Origin of the sequence: Sulfitobacter sp. M39, from assembly GCF_021735935.1 — a bacterium.
Lineage (GTDB): Bacteria > Pseudomonadota > Alphaproteobacteria > Rhodobacterales > Rhodobacteraceae > Sulfitobacter.
Window position 1 is genome coordinate 73,310 of record NZ_WMDZ01000002.1, and the last position, 22,810, is coordinate 96,119.

The 22,810-nt window shown below is 59.7% G+C and carries 21 protein-coding genes; 8 read left to right on the forward strand and 13 right to left on the reverse strand.

Annotated elements, in window-relative coordinates; all coding sequences use genetic code 11:
- Position 1: 1 nt before the first annotated feature.
- The 6 genes from GLP43_RS15335 to GLP43_RS15360 all read left to right on the forward strand — a co-directional run bounded on the left by GLP43_RS15335 (position 2) and on the right by GLP43_RS15360 (position 5,867).
- Entirely contained in the window at positions 2–1,360 is a 1,359-nt protein-coding gene (locus GLP43_RS15335; RefSeq protein ID WP_007120886.1) for a multicopper oxidase family protein, read from the forward strand.
- 46 nt (positions 1,361–1,406) lie between these two features.
- The gene (locus GLP43_RS15340) at positions 1,407–2,120 is read left to right on the forward strand and encodes a copper-binding protein (RefSeq protein WP_237280029.1); all 714 of its coding nucleotides are present in this window, start codon (positions 1,407–1,409) and stop codon (positions 2,118–2,120) included.
- A 109-nt stretch (positions 2,121–2,229) separates the two neighbouring features.
- Entirely contained in the window at positions 2,230–2,763 is a 534-nt protein-coding gene (locus GLP43_RS15345) for a cupredoxin domain-containing protein (protein WP_007120884.1), read from the forward strand.
- A gap of 8 nt (positions 2,764–2,771) precedes the next feature.
- Complete coding sequence (locus tag GLP43_RS15350) at positions 2,772–4,076, forward strand: ABC transporter transmembrane domain-containing protein (protein ID WP_007120883.1); 1,305 nt, start codon at positions 2,772–2,774, stop codon at positions 4,074–4,076.
- Complete coding sequence (locus GLP43_RS15355; protein WP_237280030.1) at positions 4,073–4,531, forward strand: c-type cytochrome; 459 nt, start codon at positions 4,073–4,075, stop codon at positions 4,529–4,531. The genes GLP43_RS15350 and GLP43_RS15355 overlap by 4 nt, the downstream gene beginning before the upstream one ends.
- A gap of 94 nt (positions 4,532–4,625) precedes the next feature.
- Positions 4,626–5,867 carry a sialidase family protein gene (locus GLP43_RS15360; RefSeq protein WP_237280031.1) on the forward strand — a complete coding sequence of 414 codons (1,242 nt, stop codon included), beginning with the start codon at positions 4,626–4,628 and terminating at the stop codon, positions 5,865–5,867.
- A gap of 50 nt (positions 5,868–5,917) precedes the next feature.
- Here the strand turns inward: GLP43_RS15360 and GLP43_RS16355 are convergent, their stop codons facing one another.
- The 5 genes from GLP43_RS16355 to GLP43_RS15380 form a co-directional block, all read right to left on the reverse strand.
- Complete coding sequence (locus tag GLP43_RS16355) at positions 5,918–7,111, reverse strand: efflux RND transporter permease subunit (protein WP_272903308.1); 1,194 nt, start codon at positions 7,109–7,111, stop codon at positions 5,918–5,920.
- Positions 7,005–9,068, reverse strand: a complete 2,064-nt coding sequence (locus GLP43_RS15365; RefSeq protein WP_272903309.1) for an efflux RND transporter permease subunit — start codon at positions 9,066–9,068, stop codon at positions 7,005–7,007. Before GLP43_RS15365 ends, GLP43_RS16355 begins: the two co-directional genes overlap by 107 nt.
- Complete coding sequence (locus GLP43_RS15370) at positions 9,065–10,501, reverse strand: efflux RND transporter periplasmic adaptor subunit (RefSeq protein ID WP_237280032.1); 1,437 nt, start codon at positions 10,499–10,501, stop codon at positions 9,065–9,067. Before GLP43_RS15370 ends, GLP43_RS15365 begins: the two co-directional genes overlap by 4 nt.
- Positions 10,498–10,896 (reverse strand): FixH family protein, encoded by a 399-nt coding sequence (locus GLP43_RS15375; RefSeq protein WP_007120878.1) that lies wholly within the window; start codon positions 10,894–10,896, stop codon positions 10,498–10,500. Before GLP43_RS15375 ends, GLP43_RS15370 begins: the two co-directional genes overlap by 4 nt.
- A 526-nt stretch (positions 10,897–11,422) precedes the next feature.
- Entirely contained in the window at positions 11,423–13,750 is a 2,328-nt protein-coding gene (locus GLP43_RS15380) for a heavy metal translocating P-type ATPase (protein ID WP_237280033.1), read from the reverse strand.
- A 216-nt stretch (positions 13,751–13,966) separates the two neighbouring features.
- Between GLP43_RS15380 and GLP43_RS15385 the strand changes: the two genes are divergently transcribed.
- Together GLP43_RS15385 and GLP43_RS15390 are read left to right on the forward strand one after the other, a co-directional pair.
- The gene (locus tag GLP43_RS15385) at positions 13,967–16,303 is read left to right on the forward strand and encodes a heavy metal translocating P-type ATPase (RefSeq protein WP_237280034.1); all 2,337 of its coding nucleotides are present in this window, start codon (positions 13,967–13,969) and stop codon (positions 16,301–16,303) included.
- 61 nt (positions 16,304–16,364) lie between these two features.
- Positions 16,365–16,865, forward strand: a complete 501-nt coding sequence (locus GLP43_RS15390; protein ID WP_047998128.1) for a L,D-transpeptidase family protein — start codon at positions 16,365–16,367, stop codon at positions 16,863–16,865.
- Between the two features lie 25 nt (positions 16,866–16,890).
- Here the strand turns inward: GLP43_RS15390 and GLP43_RS15395 are convergent, their stop codons facing one another.
- Genes GLP43_RS15395 through GLP43_RS15430 form a run of 8 tightly spaced genes read right to left on the reverse strand, consistent with a single transcriptional unit; the run spans position 16,891 to position 22,749 of the window.
- On the reverse strand, positions 16,891–17,055 hold the full coding sequence (locus GLP43_RS15395; protein WP_237280035.1) for a hypothetical protein: 165 nt from the start codon (positions 17,053–17,055) through the stop codon (positions 16,891–16,893).
- Complete coding sequence (gene lnt, locus GLP43_RS15400; RefSeq protein WP_237280036.1) at positions 17,052–18,548, reverse strand: apolipoprotein N-acyltransferase; 1,497 nt, start codon at positions 18,546–18,548, stop codon at positions 17,052–17,054. The genes GLP43_RS15395 and lnt overlap by 4 nt, the downstream gene beginning before the upstream one ends.
- Positions 18,549–18,593: 45 nt before the next feature.
- Positions 18,594–19,070 carry a signal peptidase II gene (gene lspA / locus GLP43_RS15405; RefSeq protein WP_237280037.1) on the reverse strand — a complete coding sequence of 159 codons (477 nt, stop codon included), beginning with the start codon at positions 19,068–19,070 and terminating at the stop codon, positions 18,594–18,596.
- 3 nt (positions 19,071–19,073) lie between these two features.
- A complete protein-coding gene (locus tag GLP43_RS15410) occupies positions 19,074–19,856 on the reverse strand; it encodes a ZIP family metal transporter (RefSeq protein ID WP_237280046.1) in 783 nt (260 codons plus the stop codon).
- Between the two features lie 10 nt (positions 19,857–19,866).
- Complete coding sequence (locus GLP43_RS15415; RefSeq protein WP_007120870.1) at positions 19,867–20,319, reverse strand: DUF411 domain-containing protein; 453 nt, start codon at positions 20,317–20,319, stop codon at positions 19,867–19,869.
- Positions 20,320–20,339: 20 nt separating this feature from the next.
- Positions 20,340–21,689, reverse strand: a complete 1,350-nt coding sequence (locus GLP43_RS15420) for a M23 family metallopeptidase (RefSeq protein ID WP_443069484.1) — start codon at positions 21,687–21,689, stop codon at positions 20,340–20,342.
- A complete protein-coding gene (locus tag GLP43_RS15425) occupies positions 21,686–22,309 on the reverse strand; it encodes an SCO family protein (protein ID WP_237280039.1) in 624 nt (207 codons plus the stop codon). The genes GLP43_RS15420 and GLP43_RS15425 overlap by 4 nt, the downstream gene beginning before the upstream one ends.
- Before the next feature lie 8 nt (positions 22,310–22,317).
- The gene (locus GLP43_RS15430) at positions 22,318–22,749 is read right to left on the reverse strand and encodes a copper chaperone PCu(A)C (RefSeq protein ID WP_043939878.1); all 432 of its coding nucleotides are present in this window, start codon (positions 22,747–22,749) and stop codon (positions 22,318–22,320) included.
- Positions 22,750–22,810 lie beyond the last annotated feature (61 nt).

The window sequence follows — 22,810 nt, forward strand, 5'->3', positions numbered from 1 at the left end:
CATGCTAAATAGACGTCAATTACTCGGAGCCGGCGCGGCAGGTGCAACGCTGGTATCTTCGAAAGCCTGGGGTCAAACCCTGAACATGGGCCTGCCCGAAGCTGCCCAAATGGATAGCGCAGCAACGGCGATCACGGCGCGTCCCAATTCCGGGCCGGACTACACACCTGTGGTCACATTGAACGGGTGGACCCTGCCGCACCGGATGAACAACGGGGTGAAAGAATTTCACCTCGTGGCCGAACCGGTAGAACGCGAGCTTGCCGACGGCATGATCGCGCATTTGTGGGGCTACAACGGCCAATCCACCGGCCCGACGATCGAAGCAGTCGAAGGCGACCGGGTGCGCATCTACGTCACCAATAAGCTGCCGGAAGGCACAACGGTGCACTGGCACGGGCTCATTCTTCCTTCAGGCATGGATGGGGTCTCCGGATTGAGCCATCCAAGCATCCCGCCGGGCAAAACCTTCGTCTACGAATTCGACTTGGTGAAGTCCGGAACGTTCATGTACCACCCCCACGGCGATGAAATGACCCAGATGGCGATGGGGATGATGGGCATGTTCGTGGTCCACCCCAAGGATCCCACATTCATGCCGGTGGATCGTGATTTCCTGATCATGCTGAATGCTTTCGACATCGATCCGGGTACCTATGTACCCCGCATCATGACGATGACGGATTTCAACCTTTGGACCTGGAACAGCCGGATCTTCCCCGACATTGATCCGCTGGTCGTGAACAAGGGCGACCGGGTGCGAGTACGGGTTGGGAACCTTACGATGACGAACCACCCGATCCATATGCACGGCTATGACTTCAAGGTCACCTGCACGGATGGCGGCTGGGTGCCGCCTGAAGCACAGTGGCCGGAGGTCAGCATCGACATTCCCGTAGGTGCGATGCGCGCCTACGAATTCGTCGCCGATCATCTGGGAGATTGGGCGATCCATTGCCACAAATCGCACCATACGATGAACGCCATGGGCCATGACGTGCCGACGTTCATCGGGGTGAACAAGAAGCCGCTGACCCAGAAGATCCGTCAATTCCAGCCGGAATACATGCCGATGGGCATGTCCGGCATGGGGGACATGGCAAAAATGGAAATGCCGCTACCCGACAATACCATCCCGATGATGACGGGTTGGGGCCCGTACGGACCCATCGAGATGGGCGGCATGTTTTCGGTCGTGAAGGTGCGGGACGGCATCGACGCGGACGATTACTCCGATCCCGGCTGGTACGAGAATCCTCCGGGCGAGATGGCCTACGAATGGACCGGCGAATTACCCGAATTTGCCTCCAACAACAGCCCCAAGACCATTCTCACACCGAAACCAACCTCGAAGGGCTGAGCGGCCCTTCGTCATCTCCAACCTAACCAACCTACAGGACAATAAAATGCAAAAGATACTTCTCAGCACGGCCATCACTCTCACACTTGCCACGGGCGCTTATGCATCTCCCGGGCATACCAGCAAAGCTGAAACGGCGGCACCGCAGATGGACATCGGTGTCCCTGGTGACGCCGCCAAGGTGGACCGCACAATCGACGTCACTTTGCTCGAAAACGATGAGGGCCAGATGCTGATCGAGAGTGAGCCGATGGATATCAAGGAGGGCGAAACCATCCGCTTCAACATCACCAACAAGGGTGAGCTGGAGCATGAATTCGTCCTCGACACGGTAGAGCGGAATGCCGAGCACAAGATCGAAATGGCCAAGATGGATATGGAACACGACGATCCGAACCGTATCCGTCTCGATGCGGGCGCGTCGGGTGAGGTTGTCTGGACTTTCGCGAATTCTGGTACGTTCGAAGCGGCGTGCCTGATCCCTGGCCACTACGAATCCGGCATGCACCGTGAGGTCGCAGTCGGTGACCAGACGGCCCAAGCTGACGTGGAATACACGAGCGGGACCATCAAGAAAATCGACGCCAAGGCCGGCAAGGTCACAATCATCCACGGCCCTCTGGTCAACCTCGATATGCCCGCGATGACTATGGTGTTTCGCGCCGACGAAGCAATGATGGCCAAGATGGCGGAAGGTCAGGGCATCGAATTCGTCGCTGACCGGGTCAAGGGTAAACTGACCGTCACGCAGATGAAGTAACTACAAACAATGGGGTCGGGGGTAAACACTCCGGCCCCATCGCCTTGATCGCTTGGCCCGAGCAAGCAAGAAGATCCCATAAAATCAAGCGCTACGGAGGTAGCCGAGCATGAAGAATTTCCTGAGAACCTGCACCATCGCCCTTGCGCTCGTCCTTCCGGCTTTTTCAGTAGGCGCTTCCAGTGGGAAGGGCCAGCAGCCTCACGCCCGAGCCTTCGAAATGCTTGGCCATGATCCGATCGGGAAACCCGGTGATGGCTCCTCGATCGACAGGACGATTGAATTGTCCATCAGGGAGACAGAAAGCGGCTACATGCTTTTCGAGCCGGACGCGATCCAGATTGAAAGGGGGTCGGTCATCCGGTTTTCGATCGGCAATGCCGGCAGACTGGATCACGAGTTCTTTCTTGGCTCCTTTGACGAGGTTGCAGAACACCAGCAGTGGATGCGCGAACATCCCGATATGCAACATGACAACGCCAATTCAGTTTCGATCCCTAGTGGACAAAATGCCGAGTTGATCTGGGAGTTCTCCGATATGGCCAACCTGGAGTTCGTATGCTTGATCCCCGGCCACCGGGAAGCGGGCATGTGGGGCGTCATCATCGTGCACGACCACCTTGCGCCGAAATCCAAGGGCTAGACTTTTCAATGTCACTCTTGGACAGGTATCACCTGCTTGTACACGACGTAGCTGCCGCCTTTGGGTACGACTACAACGATGCCACGCCAGACTGGGTGCATCCGTTCATTCATCTCATACTGGTCTTGGCCCCCGCGCTGCTGATCACCGTTGGCTCATATCTTGCTATTCGCGGCATTCTGAAGCTTTGGAAGTACCGCAGCACGCCGGCGTTACACACAGAGCCCATACGAGGGCTTGAAAAAAGTCTTTTCAAGACTGTCTTGCGCTACTCCAGAAGTCAGCAGGCATTGATGATATTGGTTAGCCTCATCGCAATGCCTATACTCTATCTGACTTTAGAACTGCCAAAACAGATCGTAAACAACGCTCTGGATTCAGGCCGTTTCCCGATTGCCATTTTGGGACAAGACCTCGATCAGGTCGTTTTCCTCATGCTGCTTTGCGGTCTTTACCTTCTGGCGATCATCCTGAACGGGCTAAACAAATATGGCCTTAATGTCTTCAAAGGGTATGTCGCTGAGCGTTTTCTGCGGCGCTTCCGCCTGCTGGTCTATCGGCACTGGCGCAGCGATCCAGACGCTCGAAACCAGAGCGAAATCATCCCTATTCTCGCACAGGAAGTTGAGCCCATAGGTGGCTTTGCTGCAGATGTCCTTGCGCTACCAATCCTGCAAGGCGGTACGCTTCTGACGATCCTGTCTTTCATGTTCGTTCAGGACCCTGTGTTGGGTGCCGCCGCACTGACGGTGCTGCCAATTCAACTCGTGCTGCTGCCCAAGCTACAACGCCGGGTCAACGCCCTTTCACGCACAAGGATCAGGGAAGTCCGACAACTTGGCAGGCAGCTCAGCGATCAGTTGCGCGAACGACAGGTCAATCCGGCCGGGCTGCTGCCAGTGAGTACAAGCTTTAGAGAGCTTGAGCGCGTGCGCAGGAAGATTTTCCGTCTGAAGTTCTTCATCAAGGCCCTCAACAATTTTCTGACCGCGCTGACGCCATTCCTGTTCTACTCTTTGGGTGGATATTTTGTCATCGAAGGTCGCATTACACTCGGCGCGCTGGTGGCCGTCCTGGCAGCACACAAGGACTTCTCGGCACCGCTGAAAGAGCTCTTCAACTACTATCAGACGCTGGAAGACACGCGGATCCGGTATCAGGAAATCATGGCCTTTTTAAACAAATCGATTCAGCCATTGGGGCATGCTCAGCCAGACAACACTGCGCCACAAGAGGCTGGCCAATTCGAGCGATCCAAGCAGAGATACCCAGCTCTGTCTTTGGTAGGGCAGGGGGCCATAGCAACATCATGAAGGAGTTTGATGGGATGAAATGGGCAGCGATATTCTTTGCTTTGATCGCCGTTGCTTCAGCAGGCTGGTACATCATGCAGCCGGATTACTCTCAAACGGGTACGCAGACGGATGAGGGCGTCGCGCTTCCCGCAGGCGCGCTTGTAACTGTCACGCTACCAGCAAGTTTTACAGAGCAGGAGCAAATCGGCGCGAGCGCTTATGATGCGGTCTGTGCCGCCTGCCATGGCCCGAACGGGCAAGGCCTGGATGGCGTTGCTCCACCGCTTGTTCACAAGATCTATGAGCCGAGCCATCACGGCGACATGGCGTTTGTCCTCGCTGCGCAAAATGGAGTGCGGGCGCATCATTGGAAATTTGGAAACATGCCAGCGGTTGAAGGCGTGACGCGATCAGATATCCTTGCTATCGTGACGTACATTCGAGCATTGCAGCGTGCCAATGGGATCAATTAAGCCGTTTCGACAGATAAGAGGGTGGAGTTTGGTTCGCGGTCAACGACTACTAGGTTCGCCGCGACATGGCCACAACTGGCGGAAGAACGTTTTCATGAGTAAATGTCTTTCTGCATCCATATTGAGTATTGGTGCATTTTTCAGTTCTTTCACCGCAACATATGCCGAGGAAACCGACCTCTTCAGATTGACCGACCGCGCAGCCCCGGTCGGCATCGGTGCCCGTGAGCCATCACTTGCAACCTTGCCGGATGGCCGGGTCGTATTGAGTTGGACAGAAGAAAACGGAGCCGAAGCGGAAGTTCGCATGGCCATCCTTGATGGCAGCGAGTGGTCGGACGCTCGCACAATTCATAAATCGTCAAAGATTTACATCAACTGGGCCGATTTTCCATCGGTAGCGGTGCTGGCTGATGGCGGCCTGGCGGCACAATGGCTTAAACTGAATGGGGAGGGTGATTACCAATATGACGTCAATATCGCTTTTTCTAAAGATGAAGGCAGAAGCTGGACGGAACCGCTTATTCCCCATGATGACAGATCACAACGCGAGCACGGTTTTGTTTCGTTGGTTCCCGATCAGTTTGGCGGGTTGACGGCACTGTGGCTGGATGGCCGGGAGTATGACAGTCAAACAGAAGGCGAAAACTTCGAGAATGCGATGCAGCTGCGCGCACGACAGATCAACTCTGACGGAACGATGAAGCCAGAAAGCCTGTTGGACGCGCGCGCTTGTACTTGTTGTCAGACGTCCGCAGCGCGGACCGCTTCGGGCGATATCGTGGCGGTCTATCGTGATCGAACCGCCGATGAAATCCGCGACATTTCGATTGTTCGATCTACCGGAGGGGACTGGACGCAACCCCTCACTGTTCACGACGACGGATGGGAAATTGCCGGCTGCCCCGTAAATGGCCCAGCTGTTGATACGATGGACGACAAGGTGTCCGTCATCTGGTTCACTGCAGCTGAGAATAAACCGGAGGTTTATATCGCGTTTTCGGACGATGGCGGCGCGCAGTTTGACGAACCGCTCCGCATTGACCTCGGCACAGCCGCGGGACGGGTGGATGTTCTGCAAATGCCGGATGGAAGCGCATTGGCGCTCTGGATTGAATATGTGGGAGGCGGTGAAGCGATCGTCATGTGCCACATATCGCGAAGTACCGGATGCGCAGCGCCTCAGGCGCTCCATATCAATCGGGGCGGCGGATCGATCGGTTTTCCCCGAATGGCGCGCGGAGACGCCAATACGTTTGTGGCCTGGACGCAGCCGACCGGCGGCGGGGATGGGGACACTACAATCCGCATGGTCGAAGTCGCGGTGACTCCATAGGTTTCGAGCATACATCTCAATATCCTATTGCTTGCTTGACGCCGTTGCCCTTATTCTGCGGCCCGCCCGAGGGCCAAATCAGGCACTGTACCGGCTTGCTTCAGGCTCCACCCTTTGATGATGGCATAAACCGCCGGAATGACGATCAGGGTCAGCAAGGTTGACGACACCATTCCCCCGATCATGGGCACTGCGATGCGCTGCATGATCTCGGACCCGGTGCCATGCGCCCAAAGGATCGGCATCAGGCCGGCCATGATTGCGACAACTGTCATCATCTTGGGGCGCACGCGGTCTACTGCACCCACCATGATCGCGGCGTAGAGCTCGTCGCGGGTCAGGTCCCTGTCGCCCGCGCGGGCACGCGCTTCATTCAACGCCTGATCGAGATAGATCAACATGATCACTCCGGTTTCAGCCGCCACCCCGGCCAGCGCGATAAACCCGACGGCCACCGCAACCGACATGTTGAAGCCCATGAACCACATGAGCCAAATGCCACCGACCAGAGCGAAAGGCAGCGACAGCATCACGATCAAGGTTTCCGTCAGGCGGCGGAAGTTTAGGTAAAGCAGCAGGAAGATCAGCGCCAGCGTCAGCGGCACAACAGTGGCCAGCCGCTGTTTCGCGCGTTCAAGGTATTCGAACTGACCGCTCCAGCCCAAAGAATAGCCGGGTGGCAGAGTGACGGAGGCCGCGACCGCCGCCTGAGCTTCGGCCACATAGCCGCCAAGATCGCGTCCGACGATATCGACAAAGATATATACGGCAAGCTGTCCGTTCTCGGTGCGGATCGACGTAGCTCCGCGGGTGCGTTCAATGGTGGCCACGTCCCCCAGCGGAATGGTGCCACCGCCCGGCAGTGCAACCTGAACCTCGCGCCCAATCGCCTCCGGATCAGACCGCAGTGTCGCCGGATAGCGCACTGCGACGTCGTAGCGCTCGCGCCCCTCGACGGTCTGCGTGATGGCCTTGGCCCCCAACGCCATGCCGATTACCTCTTGCACATCCTGCACCGACAGACCGTAGCGGCCAAGCGCTGTACGGTCCGGGGTGATGTCGAGGTAATAGCCGCCGATCACCCGTTCGGCATAGGCGCTGGTCGTTCCGGGCACCGTTCGTACCACGGCTTCGACCTCACGGGCGACCTTTTCCATCTCGGTCAGGCTGGTGCCGAAGACCTTGATCCCCACAGGCGTGCGGATTCCGGTGGACAGCATGTCGATGCGCGCCCGGATCGGCATCGTCCAGGCGTTCGATACGCCGGGAAATTGCAGGGCGGCATCCATTTCCTGCCGCAGGCTTTTCGGTCGTCACACCGGGCCGCCATTCGTCTTCCGGGCGGAGCTGGATGATCGTCTCAAACATCTCGGTCGGCGCGGGATCGGTCGCGGTCAGGGCGCGGCCCGCCTTGCCGAAGACGGTCAGGACCTCGGGAAAGGTCTTGATGATGCGGTCTTGCGTCTGCATCAACTCTGCGGCCTTGGTGACTGACAGACCGGGCAAAGTGGTCGGCATATACATCAGCGTGCCCTCGTTCAGGACGGGCATGAACTCTGACCCCAACTGCCGCGCGGGCCAGATCGTGACCACCAGTGCGGCGAGAGCCACTATGATCGTGAGACTTTTGGCCTTCAGCACGGCGCGGATGATTGGGCGGTAAACGGCGATGAGTGCCCGATTCACCGGATTCCTGTGTTCAGGGATGATCCGGCCGCGCACGAAGACCACCATCAGCGCAGGCACCAGCGTCACCGACAAGAACGCCGCCGCCGCCATCGAAAACGTCTTGGTATAGGCCAGCGGGCCGAACATGCGTCCCTCCTGTCCTTCCAGTGCAAAGATCGGCAGGAACGATACGGTGATGATCAGCAGGCTGAAGAACAGTGCCGGGCCGACCTCGCTTGCGGCTTCGATCAGCACCTCGATGCGGGGCTTATCGGGGGCAGCACGTTCCAAATGCTTGTGCGCGTTCTCGATCATCACGATGGCGGCGTCGATCATCGCGCCGATGGCGATGGCAATGCCGCCGAGGCTCATGATATTGGCCCCGATCCCGAGGAATTTCATCGCGGTGAACGCCATGAGCAATCCGATAGGCAGCATGATGATCGCTACGAGGGCCGACCGGACGTGCAACAGAAAAATGATCGTGACCCCGGCCACAACGAGACTTTCTTCGAGAAGCGTTGTTTTCAGCGTCTCTATTGCCGACAGGATCAGGTTGGACCTGTCATAGACCGGCACGATGTCGACCCCGTCCGGCAAGCTTTGAGCAACCACATCCAGTTCTGACTTGGCGTTTTCGATCACGTCCAGTGCATTGGCGCCCACCCGTTGCAGCACGATGCCGCTGGCCACCTCGCCCTCACCGTTCAACTCGGCGATGCCGCGGCGTTCATTGGGGACGATTTCGACCCGCGCCACGTCGCGCAGGCTGATCGGGACGCCGCCGATACTGCGCAGGGTGATTTTGCCGATATCCTCGGTCCCCGACAGATAGCCCCGTCCGCGTACCATGAATTCGAACTCGGAAAGCTCTACCGTGCGCCCGCCGGTGTCCATGTTGCTTTCAGAGATGGCCTTGCCGATGTCGGACAGCGTGAACCCCTGCGCCCGCATCCGCACCGGATCCACCGTGACCGAGTATTGCTTGACGAAGCCGCCGACGCTGGCCACTTCGGACACGCCCTCGGCACGGCTTGCACCAAAGCGGACGACCCAATCCTGCAACGACCGCAATTCGGCCAGCGACAGATTTTCTCCGGTGATCGCGTATTGGTAAACCCATCCGACCCCGGTCGCATCGGGACCGAGCGTGGGCGTCACGCCGTCCGGCAGGCGGGCTGCCGCGGCGTTCAGGTATTCCAGAACGCGAGACCGTGCCCAATAGGGGTCTACGCCGTCCTCGAAGATAATGTAGACAAAGGAAATGCCGAAGAACGAAAACCCCCGCACGACGCGGGATCGCGGCACCGTCAGCATCGCCGAAGTCAGCGGATAGGTGACCTGATCCTCGACGACCTGCGGAGCCTGGCCCGGATAATCGGTCAGCACGATCACCTGCACGTCAGACAGGTCGGGAATAGCGTCGATCGGCAAGTTGCGCAGTGACCAGACCCCTGCGGCGATGATCAGGGCCGTGGCAAAGAACACCAGAACAAGGTTGCGGGCGGACCATTCGATGACACGCGCGATCATTCGACTGCCTCCGGGGCGGTCAGCGCAGCCAGGGCTGCGTTCAGGTTGCTCTCCGCGTCGATCAGAAAGGTCGAGGTGGTGACGATCCGGTCGCCCTCCACAATGCCTTCAAGGATTTCCACCATCCCGGCGGCCTGCCGCCCCAGCACCACATCCTGCGGCACAAATTTCCCCTCTCCCATATCGCGGATCAACACCTGGCGATCGCCGGTGTCGATCACCGCCGTTTCCGGCACCTGCACCACGGGCGCACCGTCGCCCGTCGCCAAAACCACATCCGCGAACATGTTGACCAGCAAGCGACCCTCGGGGTTGGACAGATCGATGCGGACGCGTGCAGTCCGGGTCTGCATATCGACTTCAGGGTATATCTTGTCGATCAAGCCGCTGAAGGTCTCGCCCGGCAGGCCTGGGAAGGTGATCGTCGCAGCGTTTCCATCCGAAAGGCCCGCGAGCGCAGATTCCGGCACGTCCGCCATGACCCAGACAACCGATGTATCGGCAATACGAAACAGCGTTTCTCCGGCCTCGGACATCATGCCTTCGACGGCCATCCGTTCGAGTACCACGCCCGACCGCGGTGCCATCAGAGTGATTTGCACCGGCGTACGCCTTTCCGCCGCGATCTTGTCGATGACGGCTGCTGGGACGCCCAGATTTGCCAGCCTTTGGCGGCTGCCTTCGACCCTCCCTTCACCGCCCCGAAGGTCGGAAACATATTGCGCCGCAGCGGCGACGACCTCTGGGGAATAGAGCATCGCCAGCGGTTCGCCCGCTTCAACGATTGATCCGGTCGTTACATCCTCAACTTCTTCGATGAACGCATCCGCACGCAATGAAATGACGCTGACTCTACGGTCGTCCAGCGCGACGATCCCCGGCGCACGCACTGTTGTTGCCATGGGATCAAACACTGCAATTGACGTACGCACGCCCGTGCGTTGCAGCTTGCCGGGCGATACGGTCACTGATCCGGCATCGCTTACCTCGTCGGCATAGACGGGCAGGTAGTCCATCCCCATGGAATCCAGCTTTGGCACCGGCGACGTATCAGGCAGGCCCATCGGGTGGCGGTAGTAGAGTAGGGTTCGTTCGCCACTCTCTGCCTCTAGAGGCGTGATCGCCTCTGGATCAAACGATACGTCTTCGTTCGCCAGGACCGGCAAAAAGGACTTTCCATCGGCAGTCTCGGTCGACGCGGCGGACCATTCGGCGAGACCGTCAGGGTGTCGGTAGTAGATGACCGGGCCTGTCGGCGTTCGGGTTGCGGCTGGCATTGCTTCAGCTTGCCGTCCCATCAGCGCGGGGAATTGCGTCTGCGCCACATTTGCCAGCATAGCAGGCGTCCAACCCTTGACGCCTGCCGCGAGGCCCGCCCATCCAGCCGCGCCGCCAACCACGCCGATAAGCACCAATTTGCCAAAGACGCTCATGGCAGCACCTCGAGCACGATTTGCGCCTGAACAGTTTCAGGTTCGCCCTGCACCTTGGCCGCAACGGAAAACCGCCAGTTTCCGTCCATCGTCAGATCGGCGGAAAAGCGATAGAGACCCGGCTCTTCGCCGGGCAACGCCAAGACCGTCGAAGTCATCGTCTCCATGCCGTCCGGCTCCATATCCAGCCTTGTGGCAAAGATGACGGCGCCTTCGACGGGCGCATTGGTGCGGGTATCAATCAGACGAAGCTCCAGAACCGCGCCGTCTCCGAAGGGATAGGTCGTTTCGACGAGAACAAGGTTGTAATCAGATGCAGCCGCCTGTGCTATCGGCACGGAGAGCTGGGTCGCAACCACGAGGGTCGCAAGAAAGGTGGGGATATAACGGAGCATGATACGCCTATTTTGACGGGCAACGGGAACGCCAGCCATCGTATCGACCCTGAGTCTATACGTTACATCGGCGCGTGGATTTTGGTGCGAAAGACACCTGACCCGTCATGCCTTGGGCGGTCTTTGAAGCTCAATGTCCGCATGTTGTCGGTGCGCTGCCGCCTCGGCCCGTGAGAACTCTGCGTTTCCGGGGCTCGGCAAGCTCGCTAGAGTTGCTCGTTCCAGCCCCAGCACAATCGGGGCTACCCGACATTGCATCGTCGAAATGCAAGCAGCATCGCATTCCGGCATGTCCGGGCAGTCATCTGGACAGCAATCGCTTTGCATGACCATCGAAGACCCTGAATCCACGCTTGAAATGGACGCATGACTGATTTGCGCCAGAACAACGCCAATCAAAAGAGTAAGCACAAAAAGGCGCGTTTTGAGTATCATCGGTCAGCTATGTTGGATTTCTGACAGACCAGCAATACACGTTTTGCTGAAATGGATAATTGACCTACTTCACGTTCAAAACGCGGACCCGCTAAAGCTTCAATCGCCTCAGCCTGAGAGCGTTTGCGATGACCGAGACTGAAGAAAGGCTCATCGCGGCTGCGGCGATCATTGGTGACATTAATAGGCCGAAGACCGGGTAGAGGACCCCTGCCGCGATTGGAACACCGAGCGTGTTATAGGCAAACGCCCAGAACAGGTTCTGGCGAATGTTGCGGATCGTCGCCACCGCCAGTGTCCGCGCCTTGACGATGCCGTTCAGATCCCCGCGCAACAGCGTGATGCCCGCACTTTCAACCGCCACGTCCGCGCCCGTACCCATGGCAAGGCCGACGTCCGCTGCGGCCAGGGCTGGCGCGTCGTTGACACCATCACCCGCCATCGCGACCTTTCTGCCTTCGGCGTGCAGCTCGTCGACCAGCGCCTTCTTATCTTCCGGCAGAACGCCGGCCCGAACCTCGTCGATTCCAAGCCGCTGCGCCACGGCGCTGGCGGTGCGTTCGTTGTCACCTGTCGCCATGATGATCCGCAGACCTGCCTCGTGCAGTACCTTGATGGCTTCGGCAGTCGACTCCTTGATCGGGTCGGCCACTGCGACGATGCCGGACAGCTTACCTTCAATGGCTACGAACATGGCGGTCTTACCCTCGGCCCGTAGAACATCTGCCGCTTCCTCCGCCGTAGATGTGTCGAGAGACATGTCGCGCATCATTGCGGTATTTCCAAGTGCGACAGCCCGCCCCAAGACAGTTCCGCGCACGCCTTTTCCGGTCACCGCCTCGAAGTTTTCGGCATTGCCGACCTTGATGCCCTTCTCCATCGCACCCTCCACGATGGCCTCCGCCAACGGGTGCTCCGAGCCTTTTTCCAGGGCGGCAGCTAGGGTTAGAATGGTTTCCTCGCTTTCGTCGCCCAGAGCGGCCACATCGGTCAGCTTCGGCTTCCCCTCGGTCAGGGTACCCGTCTTGTCCACGATCAGCGTATCGACCTTGGCCATGCGTTCCAGAGCTTCGGCGTCCTTGATCAGCACACCCGCCTGTGCACCGCGCCCCGCGGCCGTCGTGATCGAAATCGGGGTCGCCAGACCCAGAGCACAGGGGCAGGCGATGATCAGCACCGACACCGCCGAGGCAATGGCAAAGACCAGAGCAGGTTCGGGTCCGAAGCTCAGCCACGCGACGAATGCGAGCAGCGCGATCAGGACAACGGTCGGCACGAAGTAGGATGAGACCTTGTCGGCAAGACCCTGAATCGGCGCGCGGGACCTACGCGCGTTCGAAACCATCTCGACGATCTGGCTCAGCATCGTGTCGGCACCCACGCGCGCGGCCTCGATGACAAGGGATCCGTTCTTGTTGATCGTGCCGCCGGTGACGGTATCGCCGGGACCTTTTTCGACCGGCAGGGGTTCGCCGGTGATCATGCTCTCGTCGATGGACGACGTACCGTCCATGACCGTGGCGTCGACGGGGATCGCGTCGCCTGGGCGGACCCGCAGACGATCCCCCTCAACGATGTTTTCCAGCGGCGCGTCATACTCTGTGCCGTCGGGCAGGATACGTCGCGCAGTTTTCGGGGCCAGGTCGAGTAGTGCCCGAATGGCATCGCCGGTCCGTTCCCGCGCCCTCAGCTCCAGAACCTGCCCAACAAAAATCAGGGTGATGATGACAACGGCGGCCTCAAAGTAGGTGCCGACCCCCGCGCCCATCCGGTAGACCTCCGGAAACACGCCCGGAAGGAACGTAGCCACCAGCGAATAGATGTAGGCCGCACCGACACCGATGGAGATCAGTGTCCACATGGTGGGCGAGCGGTTCACGATCGACGCCCATCCCCGCTCGAAGAAGGGTTTCGCCGCCCATAGGACGATTGGTGTCGCCAACGCGAACTCGACATAGGTCGCCAGTTGATGCCCGATCCAGTCTCGGACGGGCAGACCGACCAACTCACCCATGGTTAGGATGACCAGGGGAACGGCCGCGGCGGCACTGATCCACATGCGGCGGGTGAAGTCGGTCAGTTCCTCACTGGGTTCATCCGACGGTAACATCGGTTCAAGCGCCATGCCACAGATCGGGCAAGATCCGGGTTCATCACGTACGATTTCAGGGTGCATCGGGCATGTATACTGCGCGCCTGCTTGTGAGGTCATGCGACGATCCGATGCCTTGCCAGAGGCGTAGTAAACTGGATCAGCCTTGAACTTGGTGTGGCACCTGTCGGAGCAGAAATAGAAAATTTCACCGTCATAGTCTGCACGGCGTGCGTCCGGAGAAATTGTGACGGACATGCCGCACACCGGATCCACGGCATGATCCGACGACCGCTCTGACGCATCCTTGCCTACTATCTGATCCATTTCCCAGCCTTTCAAAAACTACACTGGGTCCGCAAATAGTGCTTCCCGTAGATGGAAGGTCAAGTCCAATCGCCTCGCTGTCGCGCCCGAACAGTTCAGAGGAGGTACAGTGCTGATTGTGATGGCCTTAAGCACAGAACATCCCAAGAAACTTCTTGAACCTCTAGCAACTGAAGCTCCTATCTTTGGCTCAACGCTTATTCTCAGAGGTTTCCCATGTCCCACCACGGTCCAGACACGCATCCGCACGGTCATCAGGATGATCGCAAAGACACAAAGGCTTGCTGCGGCCAGACGGCCGAAGACACCGCGCAGGTGGCAGCACCTCCACCATCCTCCGGACGCAGTTTTCGCGTTAACGGGCTGGATTGTGCGGAAGAGGTCGCGATCCTGAACAAGGTCGTCGGGCCGGAAGTCGGCGGCAGCGAGCATCTGGCCTTCGATGTGATCAACGGGCGCATGACCATCCTCAAAAGCGCCAAACCGCTCAGCGACGATAAGATCATCAAGATCGTCGGGTCGACTGGGATGAGCGCGAAGATGTGGGATGCTGAAAGCGCCGAAGCGGACCAGGCGGCCCATTTCGCACGTCAACGCCTCTTCACCGGGCTCAGCGGCGGCTTCTGGGCCGCGGGGTTCCTTTACCACATCGTCGAGACGGGGGCGGGCGGCGCGCTGCGGCTCTTCTCCGGTCATGGCGAGACGTCTATGCCTCTGGTCGAGATGGGGCTGTTCATGCTGGCGGTGGTGTTCGGAGCCTGGCTGGTCGCCCCCAAAGCATGGTCCGCCGCGCGTAGATTTTCGCCTGACATGAATTTGCTGATGATCGTCGCCGTGGCCGGGGCGATCGGTCTGGGCGAGTTTTTCGAGGCGGCAACGGTCGCATTCTTCTTTGCTCTGTCCCTCGCTCTCGAATCCTGGAGCGTGGGGCGTGCGCGCAACGCGGTCTCGGCCCTGTTGGACCTAGCACCACCCACGGCGCGCGTCATTCGTGACGACGGATCGGAGACCGATGTTCCTGCGGCTCAGGTTGCGATCGGTGACCGCTTCGTGGTGCGCGGCGGAGACCGTATCCCGCTCGACGGAGAGGTGACCGAGGGTCGCGGCGATGTTGATCAGGCTCCGATTACCGGGGAAAGTGCTCTTGTGGCAAAGGAAACTGGCGATGAAGTGTATGCCGGAACGATCAACGGCGACGGCACACTGACGGTCAGGGCCACCAAGGCCGCAGGCGATACCGTGCTCTCGAAAATCATCCGTATGGTAGGCGACGCTCATTCGCGCCGCGCCGAGGTTGAACAGTGGGTCACAAAGTTCGCCCGCATCTACACGCCTATTGTCATGGTGCTGGCGGTTCTAATCGCCGTCGTTCCACCGCTGCTGTTCGCGGGGGCATGGAATTATTGGTTCTACAATGCACTGGTTCTCCTGGTAATCGCTTGCCCCTGTGCGCTCGTGATTTCTACGCCGGTCTCCATCGTCGCTTCGCTCGCGGCCTCGGCACGCAATGGCGTGCTGATCAAGGGCGGTGCCTATGTGGAGGCGCCGTCACGCCTGACAGCTCTGGCAATGGACAAGACCGGGACGATCACCATGGGAGAACCGGAGGTCGCGGGTCTGCATCCCTTGGGCGGCACGGCCGAGCGCGACCTTCTGAGCGCCGCTGTCGCGCTGGAAGCCCGCTCTTCGCATCCTCTCGCGCGGGCCATCCTGGTGCGCGGCGAACGCGATGGGCTGACGCAGTCGGCGGCTACCGACACCCAAACGGTGCCGGGCCGCGGTGTCGAGGGAACCTGGGAGGGTCAGCCCGTCTGGCTCGGTTCGGATCGATTTGCGACCGAGAAGGGGCTTGGCGAAGCGATCCCCCGCGACCTGCTGGAACGGATCGAAGGGGCTGGCAGCACACTCGTGGCCGTAGGCTCCGGAAGCCGCCTGCTGGGCCTGATCGAACTGCGCGACCGTATCCGCCCGGATGCGAAGGGGGTCGTGGCGCGTCTGCATGCCCAAGGCGTGCAAAAGATCATCATGCTGACCGGCGACAATGAACGCACGGCGCGCGCCGTGGCGGCGGAAGTCGGCATCGATGAGGTTCGCGCAGAACTGCTGCCAGAAGACAAGGTGGCGGCAATCGAAGAACTGGTTGCCAGTTACGATGTCGTGGCAATGATCGGAGATGGTGTGAATGACGCACCTGCCATGGCGCGGGCGCATTTCGCCATCGCCATGGGTGCGGTCGGATCGGATGCCGCCATTGAGACCGCCGATATCGCCCTGATGACGGACGACATCGCCAAGGTGCCATGGCTGATAGGCCATTCCCGCCGCACCATGAACGTCATCCATCAGAACATCGCTATTGCGCTTGCGACGAAGGCGCTGTTCGTCGGGCTGACAGCGTTCGGCATGGCAACAATGTGGGGTGCCATCGCTGCGGATGTCGGCGTTTCGCTGCTGGTTGTCGCCAACGCGCTCAGGCTGCTCCGGGCCAAGAAGGACCGGCCAGACGGGTCCGGGGGAGAGAAAGTGGGAGAGAAGATGGCGCACGGCCATTGATTGATCAAGCATACCGATACCGATATGAGTGGACAGGTAAAAAGATCGAGCGGACGACATGATGAAAACGACACGACGAACGGCACTCTTGGGCGGACTTGCACTTGGCCTTGCAGGGTGCGCCAGCAAATTCCGAACCTACGATGGGCCCGAGGTCACCCGGTTGCAGATGTTCAAAGGTGACCGGAACCTGTTCCTGTTCAACAATACCTCGGTCCTGAAAGCCTACAGGATAGACCTCGGTTTCGCGCCCGAGGGGCCCAAGCAGTTCGAGGGTGACGGGAAAACGCCCGAAGGGGCTTATACCGTCGACCGACGCAATCCCGACAGTCTGTTCCATCTCTCCATCGGAATCTCTTATCCGAACGAGGCCGATATCGCCTTCGCCGCTGCACAGGGACGTGAGCCAGGCGGCGACATTTTCATCCATGGCGGGCCACGACCCGGGATCGACGCGATCAAGCCAGACTGGACGGCGGGTTGCATCGCGGTGTCGGACCGCGAAATTGAGGATATCTACGCGATGGTGCGGGACGGGACGCCGATCGACATATTCGCCTAGCGCCTATCCGGCCTTGGACGGCGGTTCATAGAACCCGTGCAAGAACGATCGAGGCGAACAACGCCAGGAGTCCGAATGCGATCGCGGAACTTGCCGCGTACTGGGCGATGTCCAGCCTGTTGCCGCCACACTTCTTGGCGAGATATCCGCCCCATGCGGCGCCGACCAATGCTCCGAAGATCACGATCATGGTGCCTTTTCCTTTCCAATAGTCAACCCAATGGCACCCGCGATGCACGCTGCCAAAACGAGCAGGAACATCATCTGCCCGTATTTCGCGAATGGCGTGGCCGGGAGCGCAACTGGCAAGCAGGCGTCCAGCACGCCGGTCTCATCGAGCCCGAGCCGGGCGACGATCCGGCCGTACCCATCGATAACTGCTGAAATGCCCGTGTTGGCCGCGCGAACCAAAGGCAGCCCCTCTTCGACCGCGCGCATCCTGGCAGAGGCCAGATGTTGCCGGGGACCGAGAGACGCACCGAACCAAGCGTCATTGGTGGCGTTGAATATCCAGTCCGGACGCGAAGCGGCGTCTACGACACGTCCCGGAAAAATGGCCTCGTAGCAGATCGAAAGGCCGACCGGAGATAAACCGGGTAGCTCAACGGTCTGGGGTCCGGTACCGGGCGTGAAGTCCCCAAGCCCTGCGGTCAATCGCTGGATCGGAAGAAAACTCCGCAGGGGAACGTATTCCCCGAACGGCACGAGGTGATGCTTGGCGTATCGCGTGACGATCTGTCCGGTCTGATCGACTGCGAGGATCGAATTTCTGTAGCGTGTGCCAGTGCCGTCCGACTCGCGCGTCTGTGCACCGGTCAGAAGAACGCGGCCCTCAGGCAGACGTTCGGCAATTCGACCCAACATTTCAGGATTCTCATCAAGATAACCGGGAAATGCGCTTTCGGGCCAGAGAAGGACGTCGAAGCTGCCAGACTGCGCAGACAGGTCCAGATAGCGGGATATGTTCCGTTCGCGGAACGCGGGGTCCCATTTCTCCGTCTGAGGAATGTTTCCCTGAACGATCCTGACGGTTGTGTCTGTTGGCGGTGTGGTGGCCATAAGGCGAACCGTACCGAGGGTTCCGGCACCCCCCACCACCGACATGAAAACAAATGCGGCGAACGCATTTTGCCGACGATTCCGCATGAGGAGCGTTACGGGCAGGACCGACAGCAGAACTGTGACGAGGCCAAGTCCGTAGCTGCCAACCCATGCGGCCATTTGGCGTGGAATATCGTAGTCGGCCCATGCATAGGCGATCAGGTTCCAGGGAAAGCCTGTCAGCATGGTGCCGCGCAGCCATTCCGAAACCGACCAGCAGACCGCGAAGATCAATGCGCCGGAGACACCTTTCGTCCTGCTCCATGCGAACGCTGCCATTGCCGCCGCCGGAAACAGCGCAAGGCCGGCGGCCAGTCCAGCCACCGCAGGAACGGCCATCCAGCCGAGCCGCTCCGCGTCGACAAAAAAGCTCTCCGCGATCCAGGACAATCCGAACAGGAAGAAGCCAACGCCGAACGCCCATCCGGCAAGTCCGGCCCGCATGCGGCTCTCTCCGACCGTGAGGAGATACAGCGCGCCAAACGCGACGGGCAAAAGCACCGGCATCGAGAATGGTGGCAGAGCGAGAACCGCCAAAGCGCCGAGGCCGAATGCACAGAATGTGAGGATGATACCTGACATTCCGGAAATGCGGAGAACAGTGATGCCGATTGAAATCACCGAGATCTATCTTGAGGTTTCGGACGCAGCGACCTTTTCGCGCCCCGAGAAGATCAGCAAAATCCCGACGCCGCAGACCACGAAGACATCCGCGAGGTTGAACGCTGGCCAATGCACCGTTCCGAGATAGAAATCCAGAAAATCGGTCACCCCTTCAAAGCGAAGACGATCGACGATATTCCCAAGAGCGCCGCCGATCACCATGCCGTAGGCAACCGCCTCGGCTGCCTGCGTTGCCCGGATCAGTGAAACGACGAGGAACAGAACGACGGCGGTGGCGACCAATGCAAGGACCCACCACGGCACATTTTGAGAGAACCCAAAGGTCACGCCGTAGTTGCGGTGGAAGATCAGGTTGAAGCCGGGGAATACAGCGACGCCGGTGGCGAGCGCTTCTGCGTTCGCAAGCACGAACGCCTTCGATGCCTGATCGGCGGCGAGCGCCGCGACAGCCGTGCAAATGCCAATGGAACGAATTGCCATGCGTCATCCCAACCAGACATCGAGGAACAGCATGACGACGAGCCCGATCGCGAGCCCGGTCGTCGCCTGCTTCTGGTGGCCGCTGCGATGGGTTTCGGGGATGATCTCGTGGCTGATGACGTAAAGCATCGCGCCCGCTGCGAAGGCCAAGCCCCAAGGCAGCAGAGGTTCTGCCACGACAATTACCGCAGCACCCAGGAAACCGGTGACGGGTTCGACCAGTCCGGTCAGTGCTGCGATGCCGAACGCACGGCCCGCCGAGTATCGCTCGCCCAGTAGGGCGACTGCAACAGCCAGCCCTTCAGGCGCATTCTGCAATCCGATCCCGAGAGCGACGGGAAATCCGCCTGTAAAACCATCAGCTCCGAACGCAACGCCGACGGCCAAACCCTCCGGCGCATTGTGGATCGTGATGGCGATGATGAAGAGCCAGACACGGCGCAGCGAGACCGCCTCCGGGCCTTCGCGCCCGCTGCTGAAATGCTCATGCGGGATCATTTCGTTCATCATGGCGACCGCGCCCATGCCCATCAGGATCGCAGCACAGACGATCAGCGCCGGTATCGCGCCATCCCCGTATCGGCCCTCCGCTGCGTCGAGTGCCGGTATGATGAGAGAAAAGAAAGACGCGGCAAGCATGACCCCGGCGGCAAAGCCGAGCGAAATATCGCGCCATTTGCGTGACGGGGTCTTGCCGAGAAGCACGGGCGCCGCCCCGACGGCGGTCATGAGACCGGCGGCCAGGCTGCCTAGAAAGCCCAGTGCGACTGGTGAGAGTGTTGTGATTTGCTCCACTTTAACTCGCCGGATAGGACGAAAAGATCTCAGTGGAGCCGTCGGATTTCACCAGAAAGACATCGTAGGCTTCGGCATCGTCGCCGAAATCCATGCCGGGCGAGCCGATGGGCATGCCGGGCACGGCCAGGCCTATGGCATCGGGACGTTCTTCAAGCAGTCGAGTAATATCGGCTGGCGGAACGTGACCCTCGATGGTGTAGCCTTCGACGGTCGCCGTGTGACAGGAGAACATATCGACGGGAATACCGCGATCCATTTTCAGACGGATCAACGCCCCGCCCATATTCTCACCTTCAGGAGCGAACCCGGCATCGGACAGCTTTTCCATCCAGGCAAGGCAACAACCGCAGCCGCGCGTCTTTCCGACGTGGATAGCGGTCTGGGCGGTTACTGCCGTCGCGGCACCAATCATGAGGGTCGCAGCGGCCAAGGTTTGAAACCTGTTTTTCATCGGAATTCCTTTCAAATCAGTCATGTGTCTTCGCGAAGAAAGGTCGCGAACCGTGTGCGCGTCTCTTCAAGGATTTCAGTGGCATCCGCAGTGTCGAAATTTTCCGCAGAGGCGAGCAATTCCTCCCCGAGCGGATCGATAGGTCGGCCGTCCACGCGCACTTCGTAGTGAAGGTTCGGAGCTGTCGCCGTGCCTGTCTCACCGACCTGGCCAATCGTTTCGCCCGCGACCACGCGGTTTCCGACGGCCAGACCCTCCGGCACAGCGCTGAGGTGCGCATAGCGGGTCATTGTGTCTGACCCGTGCGCGATCTCGACCACCCGGCCATACCCGCTCCGCCATCCGATGAAGGAGACCCGTCCGGGTGCGGTCGCTGCAATCGGTGTCCCCGCAGCGGCGGCATAATCGACACCTGTGTGCATCCGCATATTGCCGTAGATCGGATGCTTGCGCTGCCCGAAGACCGACGACAGTCGTGCGCCTTCCACCGGCGGCGCGACCGTCCGCAGGATTTCACCATTCAAATAGACCGTTGCCCGCCCGCTGTCTTCGGCTGACCAGAGGATTTCGAAGCGGTCGTCGGCCAGATCGAGGGCCGCATAGGAGATTGACGGTTGACCGACCTCTGAACCATCGCGAAGGACGGTCTGACCCCAAAGGATATTCAGGGTCTCTCCGCCTTGAAGATCCCTGCGAAAGTCGACCGTTTCCCCGAGGATTTGTGCGAGATCGACGGCAAAACGGGCCGGGACGCCTGCTCGATCCAGCGAAGCGTAGATCGACCCGTTTACCAGCAGCTGGCTCGCACGCTCGACTGTCAACGCGCTCGGCGTTACCGTCCGACTCGCAATGGTGTCGTCCAGGGTGACTTCGATCCGCACACCGTCATCGACAGCCAACGTCACAACGGATGGCGTTCCGTCCGGGCGAAAGTCGACGCTGAGACGATGGCCCGGTCGAAGGCGGCGCAGGTCGTATTCAACCGTCAGTGCCAGTGCGACTTCGGTCCGTGTTTGCGCATCCATGTCCGCGAGAGAGAGAAGCACGTCCAATGTGTCACCCGCCTCGACCGTCGCCTCCCAAGGCGGCGTGGCGAGGGCCTGAACAAGCGCCATCAGATTATCTGGCTCGGCCCGTTCGAGTGCGGGAAACTCAGGCGGCTGAAAAGCGGCCGGAAGCATATTCGGCATCGTCTCGCCGGATGCGTTGACGCCTGGTCCATCGAGAGGTTCGGGCGGACTGTCCAAGGCTTCCGGAGCCTCGGAAAAGATGTACTCGGGCGGCGCCTCCAGGATCAAAGCCCGGCTCGCTATCGTGCTGACCGCTGCCGCGGCCATTGTCGTTCCCAGAACGATATGTCTCAGTTTCAAGATTCTGCCCTCTCGGTTCTGTTCTGCATCGCGCGCCTTATCTTCGGCACGGCGAATTCGCGTGGTTCGTGATAGTCGATGGTGGTGACGAAGCGACCTGTCGCATCGAACAAGAAAACACCCGCCGTGTGGTTCATCGTATATTCGCCGTTTTCCGCCTCAACCTTCTCATAGGTGACACGGAAACCATCGGCGATGGCCGCGATCTGGTCTGGCAAGCCCGTCCATCCTTGTATCTGCGGATGGAAATACGAGACATACTCGGCCATGGTCTCGACCGTGTCGCGGTCCGGATCTACGGTGATGAAAACGGTATTCAGGTCTTCGGCGTCCGGCCCAATCTCGTCGAGCCATCCGGAAATGTCCGAGAGGGTCGTCGGGCAAACGTCGGGGCAATAGGTGAATCCGAAGAAGACCAGACTCGGCTCGCCGATGAGGGTTTCCGGGCCGACATCCCGACCATCCTGATCCGTCAGGCTGAATTCCATAGCAGTCAGCGGTAGAGACCGCTTGCCCGGCGCGGAGTCAGCGCCAGGCCCATCTACCTGCCACCAGCCGACAAACAGGGCGGCAAAGACCGCCGCCGCTCCGATCGCTGCGATTTTGGCCACCCTCATCATTAGCCGGATCAGCCTTCGGGGCCGCGTGCGCCGATGCCAAGGACCGGGACGGTGATTTCAAGCTCCGTTCCATCGGAAAAGAGCAGGGTCAGCGGAAAGGTCTCCCCCTCGACGAGCGGAGATTGCAGTTGCATCAGCATCGCGTGATATCCGCCGGGTTCAAGGGCGAACATACCCCCGGGCGGGATCACGATATCGTCCGCCGGAGCCATGCTGCTGACGCCGTCAGAATTGGTTCTGGTTTCGTGGATCGAAGCCATGCCGGAGATCTCCGCGCGAAGACCGATAAGGGAGATCTGATCGCTGCCCTCGTTCCGAACGGTCAGATAGGCCCCGCCGGGCCGCGACATTCCAAGGCTCGCGCGCGCCCAGGGGCTCTCGACCACAATCGATGCGTTCTCTGACAACTGCTGCGCTGAGGATGCCATTGGCAAGCCCATCAGAAGAGCGACAGACAGGCTCTGGATTGCCTTTGCGAAGGTTTTGAACACGTTGGGTCTC

Bases quoted from the DNA above. Each gene is read 5' to 3' on its own strand.
- GLP43_RS15360 (WP_237280031.1), top strand. From the start codon at position 4,626: ATGAGTAAATGTCTTTCTGCATCCATATTGAGTATTGGTGCATTTTTC.
- GLP43_RS15380 (WP_237280033.1), bottom strand. From the start codon at position 13,750: ATGGATCAGATAGTAGGCAAGGATGCGTCAGAGCGGTCGTCGGATCAT.
- GLP43_RS15350 (WP_007120883.1), top strand. From the start codon at position 2,772: ATGTCACTCTTGGACAGGTATCACCTGCTTGTACACGACGTAGCTGCC.
- GLP43_RS15335 (WP_007120886.1), top strand. From the start codon at position 2: ATGCTAAATAGACGTCAATTACTCGGAGCCGGCGCGGCAGGTGCAACG.
- GLP43_RS15390 (WP_047998128.1), top strand. From the start codon at position 16,365: ATGAAAACGACACGACGAACGGCACTCTTGGGCGGACTTGCACTTGGC.
- GLP43_RS16355 (WP_272903308.1), bottom strand. From the start codon at position 7,111: ATGCCGATCCGGGCGCGCATCGACATGCTGTCCACCGGAATCCGCACG.
- GLP43_RS15415 (WP_007120870.1), bottom strand. From the start codon at position 20,319: ATGAAAAACAGGTTTCAAACCTTGGCCGCTGCGACCCTCATGATTGGT.
- GLP43_RS15355 (WP_237280030.1), top strand. From the start codon at position 4,073: ATGAAGGAGTTTGATGGGATGAAATGGGCAGCGATATTCTTTGCTTTG.
- GLP43_RS15430 (WP_043939878.1), bottom strand. From the start codon at position 22,749: ATGGGCTTGCCAATGGCATCCTCAGCGCAGCAGTTGTCAGAGAACGCA.
- lspA (WP_237280037.1), bottom strand. From the start codon at position 19,070: ATGGCAATTCGTTCCATTGGCATTTGCACGGCTGTCGCGGCGCTCGCC.
- lnt (WP_237280036.1), bottom strand. From the start codon at position 18,548: ATGTCAGGTATCATCCTCACATTCTGTGCATTCGGCCTCGGCGCTTTG.
- GLP43_RS15370 (WP_237280032.1), bottom strand. From the start codon at position 10,501: ATGAGCGTCTTTGGCAAATTGGTGCTTATCGGCGTGGTTGGCGGCGCG.
- GLP43_RS15375 (WP_007120878.1), bottom strand. From the start codon at position 10,896: ATGCTCCGTTATATCCCCACCTTTCTTGCGACCCTCGTGGTTGCGACC.
- GLP43_RS15425 (WP_237280039.1), bottom strand. From the start codon at position 22,309: ATGATGAGGGTGGCCAAAATCGCAGCGATCGGAGCGGCGGCGGTCTTT.
- GLP43_RS15395 (WP_237280035.1), bottom strand. From the start codon at position 17,055: ATGATCGTGATCTTCGGAGCATTGGTCGGCGCCGCATGGGGCGGATAT.
- GLP43_RS15385 (WP_237280034.1), top strand. From the start codon at position 13,967: ATGTCCCACCACGGTCCAGACACGCATCCGCACGGTCATCAGGATGAT.
- GLP43_RS15345 (WP_007120884.1), top strand. From the start codon at position 2,230: ATGAAGAATTTCCTGAGAACCTGCACCATCGCCCTTGCGCTCGTCCTT.
- GLP43_RS15340 (WP_237280029.1), top strand. From the start codon at position 1,407: ATGCAAAAGATACTTCTCAGCACGGCCATCACTCTCACACTTGCCACG.
- GLP43_RS15365 (WP_272903309.1), bottom strand. From the start codon at position 9,068: ATGATCGCGCGTGTCATCGAATGGTCCGCCCGCAACCTTGTTCTGGTG.